This window comes from Nocardia amamiensis NBRC 102102, from assembly GCF_001612745.1.
Classification (GTDB): Bacteria; Actinomycetota; Actinomycetes; order Mycobacteriales; family Mycobacteriaceae; genus Nocardia; species Nocardia amamiensis.
This window is the reverse complement of sequence record NZ_BDBA01000235.1, coordinates 1-7662: the sequence shown is the minus strand read 5'-3', so window position 1 is coordinate 7662 and position 7662 is coordinate 1. Positions and strand designations below refer to the sequence as shown.

Genomic DNA, 7662 nt, shown 5'->3' with positions numbered 1-7662 from the left:
CAATCGCCCGCCCGGCCCGCGCCGCGCCTGAGCCCCGCCCGCGAGGTGGCCAAGCTGACCGGCGCGAACTCGGTGAACCGCACCGACAAACGCTGGCAGGTGGACGGCACCGATCTCGGCATCATGTGGGAGAGCGCGCCGGGTGAGATCGCGACCGTGTTCGGCGATACCGTCGGACGCGGTTTCCATCCGCCGGGCGGCATGGGGCTGGATTGGCGCAGCAACGTGCTGGCTTTCAGTACCGACCGCGACCTCGCCGACGGGATGACCTACGACCGCATGGTCACCGACGACCGCTGCCACGCCGCCGAGGTCCTGTCCAGCCGCAAGCTGGACAATGTCGAGGTCACCACCATTCCCACCTCGGGTTTCGCAGTCGGCGAGCGGCAGTACCTGAGTTATATGTCCATCCGGACCTGGAACAGCGCACCCGGCACGTTCTTCACCAACTACGGCGGCATCGCCTACTCCGACGACCACGGCCAGACCTGGACCAAGGACCCGCACGCCCGCTGGGACAACATCTTCGGCCTCGCCAATTTCCAAGTGAGCGCAATGGTTCCGCACGGCGGCTACGTGTACATGTTCGGCACCCCCAACACCCGCCTCGGCGCGGTCGGATTGGCCCGAGTACCTCAGGATCAAATCCTCAACACCACCGCCTACCAGTACTGGCGCGACGGCACATGGACCCCGGTCGGTGGATTCGCCTCGGCCACACCGATAGTGAACGGCCCCGCAGGCGAACTCTCGGTCCGCTACGACGCCGCCCGAAACGTCTGGCAGATGAGCTACCTCGACACGGCCAAGGCCGCCATCGTCGTCCGCGAAGCGGATTCACCGCAGGGCGCGTGGTCGGAAAGTACCCCGACGGTGACCGTATTCAACTACCCCGAGCTGTACGGTGGTTTCATCCACCCGTGGTCGTCGGGGTCGGACTTCTACTTCACCCTGTCGACTTGGAGCGATTACAACGTGTACCTGATGCACTCGGTGCTGAGCGACTGACCTAGTCGCGGCGAAGCTCTCGAAGCCGCGCCCCTCGAGAGCTTCCCGCGCGTCATCAACACCTCTCACTGTCGGACGTAGGCGCTATCGACGTATTCGGCGTACGGAGTAGCGAACTCCCATAGTCGTTGTTTCACACGCTGGCAATATTCGACTATCCGCGGATCGATGGTTATGGCTAGCCCTTCTGCCTGTGCTCCTTTCGCGTCCACCAGGTTGAACACCACCCGCTCGTTGTCCATGAGCCACCAATCATCGGTGGGCACTTCTCCAGCGAGATGGCGCGGCACGTAGCGAATGTCTTCGCCCGCCTCGACATTGCCGCCAGTGACCGACAAGAGCCACCGTTGATAATCATAATTGGGAGTGGTGACCACCCGCACGCGATTCATTTCTACACCCCGTCCGGTAGTTGCCCGAACGAGAGCGACCCAATCGTTCTTGTAATCGTCCACTATCGGAGGCTCGCCGTTGAGAAACCGTCGGAAGCGTTCGTTTTCCTGCGGAACGGCGTAGGCGTCTCTGACCTCCAAATGAAATGCTGTGGCCTTACAGCCGTGGAAGAGATTCAACCAGGTGGACCAATTATTTCGAAGGTACTGCACCGTAAATCGTCCTCCGTGAGATCGGCAATTCAATAGCGGTCGTCGTCGGCTGGGCGGTATTCATGGTCTCACACGTCGAGCGTTATCCGGATTTCGCTCGCGAGGTCAGGGTTCCCGGCGGCAATGAATTTTTGGCGCCTGTTCATTGCACTCTTGATTTCTGACAATGAGCCCAACCCGTAGTTTAGCGGGATCGGTGCGCCGCGCAGATCGATCACGGTACCGCCCGCAGCGTGAAGAATGTAGTGACCAGGCGACAGGTCCCAGATTGCGAATCCCTTTGCGAATTCGATCATAGCGTCGGAAAATCCGGCCGCTATATGACATAACCCAATCGAGCCGAAGTCGACACCGATACGGCCTCTCGCTTTTCCGTCGGGAGACGGTGCGCTCAACGCACTTATGAATTTCCGCTGGTCGGCAAGTGGTTGGAATCGTTGTTCGGGGCGCATCATATAATTGGTGACCAACGCCTCGGAAAGGACTGCGCGCGAAGGGTTCTCGAGAATATGTTCGTCGCCGTCCGCGGTGATCATGAATGCTCGATCATTGCACCTGTCATCGCGGGCCGCCAGATATATCTGGATACTATGGAAGATATCGCCGACCACTGCGGCGACAGGCCGAGCCAACGTGCGTGAGTACACCATGACATGCGTATAGCCGTACAGCCCGCGCACGGCCAGCTCGCTGGTATCGAGGGGATCGACCAGCACGCACAAATCCGGCTCGACTTCATCTCCGATGACCTCCGGATCAGCTTCCTCCGACGCGTAGAAGAACGAGGGGATGTGCTCGATCAGCACCTCTTTGTAGCGCTGGTGCATCCACAGGTCATACTTGGACAGGAAGTTGTCGGTATGGCGTAAATTCTCATTTTCTGCGCGGCGGCCGGTCAGCGCGGCTTCGATCAGTTGTGGACGGATTTCTCCGATCATCTGGCGCACTACCCCGGCGATGCGTTGTGCGAGGTCGGGAATCGTACTCGAACCAGTCATCCGGTGATCGCCTCTCTTCGGGTATCATCGCAGCTCTAGCAGGGGTCGATGCATGGCGTGCCTCCCCGGTTCCGGTCAGATATGACCACTGCGACGGGTGCGGGCTATCCAGCCCTTATTTCGAGGGCCTTTCGGATCAGGTTCCGCGCAGACTCACCCTTTACGGCTTGCCCCGCGAGTATCTGAAACGCCTTCTCGTAAAGCGCTGTCTCGCGAGGCTGCACTATCGACAATTCGGCGGTCGCCGTTTCGACCTGGACCTGTCGATGGTCGTACAGGAGGAAGTTGGTAGCCGGACACCGGAACCGAGCTGTACGCGGAATGATACCCAGAGCCAACCGAGATGAACGAACGTAGGTCAGCAACTGTTCGAGCTGACCGGCCATGATCTCATCGCTTCCGACTGTCGTATAGAGCGCTTGTTCTGCAATCAAAAAGTGAAACCTTCTCGGGCCTTTGCGTAACACGCTTTGGCGTTGCACCCGCACGGCGACAGCGGCCTGTAAGTCGTCGGGTCCGCCTACAAATTGGATGCACTCCCGAAGGACTTCGGTTGCGTATTCCCGGGTCTGCAAGAGCCCGGGTACCAGGTCCGGGTCGTATCCGCGAATCAGCTTCGAGCTGGCCTCGATAGCGGCGGTTTTCTTCTGAGCATTGTGGGACTGTATCCGCTTCCACTCGATATAGGCGGCTTCGATGTTTCGTACCGACGCAATCAAGTCCGGGACATGAAGCGGAGCGTCTGTGATCGCACACCACTTGTGAATATCCTGCTCGGTCGGGGTCTGTTTGCCGTGCTCGTAGCGAGATACCTTCGAGTTGTCCCAACCTGCGAGCCCAGCCAGCTCTAGGCCCGTCAGGTTGGCTTGCTTCCGGAGTTCACGTAGCCGTGCTCCGAGTGTCTCTCTTGCCTGCTGGATACTGCTCACTGTTTGATTCGGTATTCCGCATGCGGTATGGCCAGATCCCAAACATAGTCACGAACAGCGCAGCAGTGTCGGACTATGAACGAGTCGGTTGTTACTGCGAAGCCCCCGAGTTTTCCGTCTGGCCTGAAGGCGGTGAATACCACTGTGTCATTGTCGAGCACCCACCAATCGTCTGCGGTCAGTTCGGCAGGGTCTACGGTGTGCCGTGGCAACCAGCGAATCTCCTCACCAGATTCGATATTGCTAACCGTGGTTGCGTGCAAGAACCTCGTATAGTCGGCGTGAGGTTCGGTTACTACGCGAACACGCTGGATCACTCGCCCGGAACCAGTGACTTCGCGGACAAGGTTGTCCCAGTGCTCCCATTCCGGGTCGTACTCGAACTCCCCGGTTTCGAGGAACCTCGCCAGGGCTTCGGCTTCGTCCTCTACCGCATAAGCGTCCTGTACCTCCAGGTGAAAAGCTCTCTTCCGGCATTTTCTGAACAACTCTTCTTGTTCTTCAGTAGTAAGTAGTTGCATCGTCCGGACGGATTTCCTTTCCCATTGGTACCTCGATGCTGCGTTCACCGGCTGGCGACTTGATCACCGCCAGTGCAGCCGGATCGGTGACCGGCTCGCCTTCGAGGTAGAAGGTCCCGTGTCCGCTGTCTCGGAGCAAGGTACCGAGACAGGTGCCCCGCTCGAGGTAGGCCAACAACGGGTGTGGGATCTCGATGTGCCGAGAGTCCTTGCCTAGCACATCCCAGCCCAACACGACGTAGGTGTTCCGATCCGATGCCCACAAGGTTGGAGATCCGTTGTTACGGGTGTTCTTCCCCAGGAAGCGGAGCTTCATGACGTGTACCTCACAGTCGGAGTTTGAAGTAACTCGATATGAGCGTCCTCCCGATTCGCAGTTCAGGTCAATGATTCGACCTGAATTGCTGCAAAAATCTACAAACAGCTGGTCATAGCCCAGTACCTGTACATAGCGTCTGTGACCAGCACGCGACGCTAGGAGGTCACTCGATGGCTGCGCTACCGCAACGGGTACCGGGTGTCTACGAGGCCCTTCCCGGACAGGCGGAACCCCCGCCCTTGCTGATGCTTTGGCTGTTTGCCGATGCGATGGCCGAGTGGGCGTACAAGGACTCCCGGTGCCGGGGTGAAGTCTCCCCCGGCACCGGTGACCCCGAAGCGGAGACCAGGCAGTGACTGCCGACGTAGACGTTCATCTGTCCGTGTGGATACACGGGGTCCGCCTGGACTTCGCTGCGAGCGCCCTTGCTGCTCGGGTATTCATACGAGAACACCGCGAGCGGCACTACGTCGACGCGGTAACCGTGATCCCTGGTAGTGCGGCAGGGCTTCCAAGGCTGCCGAATGAGCGGCTGTACCTAGAGCAATGACGGTTCGCATTCGTACACGTCAGCGGGCACCGCCCGCGCGACTGACAGCACAACACGCGTTTCGTCAGCCAGAGAGATGGTCACAGGCAACCCAGCACATCCGATGTGCATACGGGGTTGTTCCATTTCCGATTCCGTGGGGGAATCATGCGAACCCTTATTGCGTCCATCGCCGTTGGTGTTCTCGCTGTGCTGCCTGCTATGCCCGCAGCGCTGGCTCAACCAACCATTGCCGCGTCGCACTGCACCAAAACCATTGTCGCCAATGCCGGTCCGTCTGAGGTCGAGAAACAGTACTGCGACATGTGGTACTACCAAACGCTTATCCCGGAATGCAAACGGTCCAAGCGGAGCGGCTGCTATGAGGTCGCCGCGCGTTGGTACGCCGACTGCCTTGCGGGCAAGGTCAGCCCTCCGTTCGAGCACATGTCAGGACAGGCACCGGTGCGGCCATGATTAGAGTCTCGAACATGCAGATCGACGAGCTGGGTGAGCCGATCGCAAGTCGGGAGCTGCGCCAAGGCGACCGCTCAGTGACAGTAACGTTCGGCAAGCCGGTGCAGGACGACAGTGAAGCGTGGTCGTGTGGTGTCCGCATTGACGGAATGGAGCCGGAGCCGTTCACGCGGCGGATCTATGGCGGCGACTCGGTGCAAGCGCTGTTGCTTGCTATGTCGTTCGCTGGTCGGCTTCTCGCTCAACGAGAGGAGCTGTACACCTACAACGGGAGCGCTGATCTGGGCTTCCCAGCTGCGCAGTAGCGCCGTTTCGGCTGACGAAGCCCCTTACTGCCGTGAGCGCCTAGCGGAGCCGCACCTCGGCGAGAGCGCGCCCGAACAGCTTGCGACCCTCGGAGGCGCCGCCGAGGAGGATGGTGGCGGTTCGGGTGTTCGGGTCGAGCGATTTGATGCGGCCGGTGAATTCCACTGTGCTCGCCGTGTCGGCGGCGACCGGGACGAAGCCGGAGAAGCGGACGCTGAACTTGCGGATGGCGGTCGGATCGCCCAGCCAGGAGGTGAGATAGCCGCCTGCGAGGCCCATGGTCAGCATGCCGTGGGCGACTACCGTCGGTAGCCCGGCCACCTGTGCGGCGTGGTCGCTGAAATGGATCGGATTGGCGTCGCCGGAGACGCCCGCGTAGTTGGCGAGGTCGCCGCGGGTCAGCCGGAAGCTGCCGACCGGCAGCAGGTCGCCGGGGACGAAATCGTCGAACGCGGGCACGGTGTGGACCGCCTCGATCCCGGAATCGGCCGGCTCGGCCAGCGGGCTCGCGCCGAGCGCGACCAGAGTGTCGCCGTCGGATTCGGCCGGACGCCCGTGCATCATGATGTTCTCGATCACGTCGGCCAGGTTGGCGTCGACCTCGGCGCCGCGGCGCGCGACGATCGTGGTCGACCCGACGATGGCGACCTCGTCGTGCTGGTTGATCAGCGCGAAGCGCACCACGATGAAGTCGTTGTCGCCGAACCGGCGGATCGACTCGATGACGATCTCACTGGTCAGCCGGTCGCCGGCCAGGATCGGCCGGTAGATCTCGAAGATCTGGTCGGTCTGCAGGAACTGGGACAGGTCGTAGTCGGTGAGCACCGAATCGAGCAGTGCCCTGGTTCCGGTCATCCCGATCACCGACGCGAAGGTCGGCGGAGCGATGATCCCGGCATAGCCCAGCGCGCGTGCGTGGGCCTCATGCTGATGTGCCGCGTGCTGGTTCTGCACCGCACGGGCGAACTCGCGGACCTTCTCCCGGCCGACCTCGTAGTGATCGTGTACCCGGAAGCGCTGTCCGGCCGGCGTTGCCGGAACCGCATCGATATCCGGCCGCGCCATCGTCTGTTCCCTGCTCATGACCTGGGTCATGCTACTGGCGAGCCGGACCGTTGACCAGGCATGTGTGACGCGTGCGACCGGCATCGATGCCGCTCTGCTATCACGCTGGTGGGTTACTGGGTGCCGGACGGCGGGTCGCAGACCTTCCATCCGTCGTCGGTGCGTTGCAGGTCGAAGGTGCGTTGCGACCGATTGCCGGGGTCGGCCTCGGTGTACACCGTTGCCTGAGCGATGGCCGTGTCGTCGGTGACGCGGATGGCGTCGATGCTGTCGACCACCGGGATATTCTTGCGCTCGACCGAGAGCCTGTGCACGCCGGCGAACTGGTCATCCGGAATGCCCTGGTAGAAGTCGTGCAACGGCCCGCAGGTAGTCGAACGCAGGGTGGCCAGGTCGCCGGATTTCAGAGCATCGGTGTAGTCGGTGATGGTGGCCCGCACCTGCGCCTCGGGGGAGTCGTCGCCGGACATCGTGACGAGCGCCACGATCACCGCGACCAGCGCGACCACCAGCGCGGCCGCACCGCCCAGCACGAGCAGCCGCCGATTGGACCGCGCGGAATCAGACGGCGCGGTGCCGGGCTGCCGAGGCGGAGCGATCCGCTGCGGCTGCGCGATCGGTTGCGGCGGACGGGGACCGGCCATCGACTGCGCGGGGACGGTCTGCTGGACGTCCGCGGGTGACGGGGCTGTGGCGACCTGTCGGGGGACGCCCGGCGATCGCTGCGGGGAGGGGCGGGTCTCCTCGACTCCCGGTCCGTGTTGCGGTGGCGCCGACGGGCCGTGTGGTCCGGGCTGCTTGGGACCGCCCGCCGGGCGCGGGGTGCTCGGCGGCTTTGTGATCGGCACCGGGCCCGCCGCGGGCGCGACCACACGATCGGTGCCCGCCCGGCCACTGTCGGCGGG

11 protein-coding genes are annotated in these 7662 nt (G+C 62.1%); 4 read left to right on the top strand and 7 right to left on the bottom strand.

What is annotated here, in order from left to right; genetic code table 11:
• Positions 1–1008: glycoside hydrolase family 183 protein (locus NA4_RS32660; protein ID WP_067479034.1), on the top strand; the 1008-nt coding region annotated here is incomplete at its 5' end.
• A 65-nt stretch (positions 1009–1073) separates the two neighbouring features.
• Here the strand turns inward: NA4_RS32660 and NA4_RS32655 are convergent.
• The 5 genes from NA4_RS32655 to NA4_RS32635 all read right to left on the bottom strand — a co-directional run bounded on the left by NA4_RS32655 (position 1074) and on the right by NA4_RS32635 (position 4377).
• Positions 1074–1613 carry a DUF6879 family protein gene (locus tag NA4_RS32655; RefSeq protein ID WP_084497671.1) on the bottom strand — a complete coding sequence of 180 codons (540 nt, stop codon included), beginning with the start codon at positions 1611–1613 and terminating at the stop codon, positions 1074–1076.
• Between the two features lie 68 nt (positions 1614–1681).
• The gene (locus NA4_RS32650) at positions 1682–2611 is read right to left on the bottom strand and encodes an inositol monophosphatase family protein (RefSeq protein ID WP_067479027.1); all 930 of its coding nucleotides are present in this window, start codon (positions 2609–2611) and stop codon (positions 1682–1684) included.
• Between the two features lie 104 nt (positions 2612–2715).
• Entirely contained in the window at positions 2716–3540 is an 825-nt protein-coding gene (locus NA4_RS32645) for a helix-turn-helix domain-containing protein (protein WP_067479025.1), read from the bottom strand.
• The gene (locus NA4_RS39670; RefSeq protein ID WP_084497670.1) at positions 3537–4061 is read right to left on the bottom strand and encodes a DUF6879 family protein; all 525 of its coding nucleotides are present in this window, start codon (positions 4059–4061) and stop codon (positions 3537–3539) included. The genes NA4_RS32645 and NA4_RS39670 overlap by 4 nt, the downstream gene beginning before the upstream one ends.
• Positions 4042–4377: a hypothetical protein gene (locus NA4_RS32635; RefSeq protein ID WP_067479021.1), complete on the bottom strand. Its 336-nt coding sequence runs from the start codon at positions 4375–4377 to the stop codon at positions 4042–4044. Before NA4_RS32635 ends, NA4_RS39670 begins: the two co-directional genes overlap by 20 nt.
• A gap of 173 nt (positions 4378–4550) precedes the next feature.
• Between NA4_RS32635 and NA4_RS40940 the strand changes: the two genes are divergently transcribed.
• The 3 genes from NA4_RS40940 (at position 4551) to NA4_RS32630 (ending at position 5691) form a co-directional block, all read left to right on the top strand.
• Positions 4551–4736: a hypothetical protein gene (locus tag NA4_RS40940; RefSeq protein WP_157129442.1), complete on the top strand. Its 186-nt coding sequence runs from the start codon at positions 4551–4553 to the stop codon at positions 4734–4736.
• A gap of 395 nt (positions 4737–5131) precedes the next feature.
• On the top strand, positions 5132–5386 hold the full coding sequence (locus NA4_RS40935; protein WP_157129441.1) for a hypothetical protein: 255 nt from the start codon (positions 5132–5134) through the stop codon (positions 5384–5386).
• 14 nt (positions 5387–5400) lie between these two features.
• Positions 5401–5691: a DUF6968 family protein gene (locus NA4_RS32630; RefSeq protein ID WP_157129440.1), complete on the top strand. Its 291-nt coding sequence runs from the start codon at positions 5401–5403 to the stop codon at positions 5689–5691.
• A gap of 40 nt (positions 5692–5731) precedes the next feature.
• On the opposite strand, the gene NA4_RS32625 is transcribed toward NA4_RS32630, so the two are convergent.
• Positions 5732–6775, bottom strand: coding sequence for a fused (3R)-hydroxyacyl-ACP dehydratase subunits HadA/HadB (locus tag NA4_RS32625; RefSeq protein ID WP_067479031.1), 1044 nt, complete (start codon positions 6773–6775; stop codon positions 5732–5734).
• Between the two features lie 95 nt (positions 6776–6870).
• The coding region (locus tag NA4_RS41705; RefSeq protein WP_067479017.1) for an Rv0361 family membrane protein at positions 6871–7662 on the bottom strand (792 nt) is incomplete at its 5' end.

Excerpts from the sequence above, each read along its gene's own strand:
- NA4_RS32650 (WP_067479027.1), bottom strand. The coding sequence starts at position 2,611 with ATGACTGGTTCGAGTACGATTCCCGACCTCGCACAACGCATCGCCGGG.
- NA4_RS39670 (WP_084497670.1), bottom strand. The coding sequence starts at position 4,061 with ATGCAACTACTTACTACTGAAGAACAAGAAGAGTTGTTCAGAAAATGC.
- NA4_RS32635 (WP_067479021.1), bottom strand. The coding sequence starts at position 4,377 with ATGAAGCTCCGCTTCCTGGGGAAGAACACCCGTAACAACGGATCTCCA.
- NA4_RS40940 (WP_157129442.1), top strand. The coding sequence starts at position 4,551 with ATGGCTGCGCTACCGCAACGGGTACCGGGTGTCTACGAGGCCCTTCCC.
- NA4_RS40935 (WP_157129441.1), top strand. The coding sequence starts at position 5,132 with ATGCCCGCAGCGCTGGCTCAACCAACCATTGCCGCGTCGCACTGCACC.
- NA4_RS32630 (WP_157129440.1), top strand. The coding sequence starts at position 5,401 with ATGCAGATCGACGAGCTGGGTGAGCCGATCGCAAGTCGGGAGCTGCGC.
- NA4_RS32625 (WP_067479031.1), bottom strand. The coding sequence starts at position 6,775 with ATGAGCAGGGAACAGACGATGGCGCGGCCGGATATCGATGCGGTTCCG.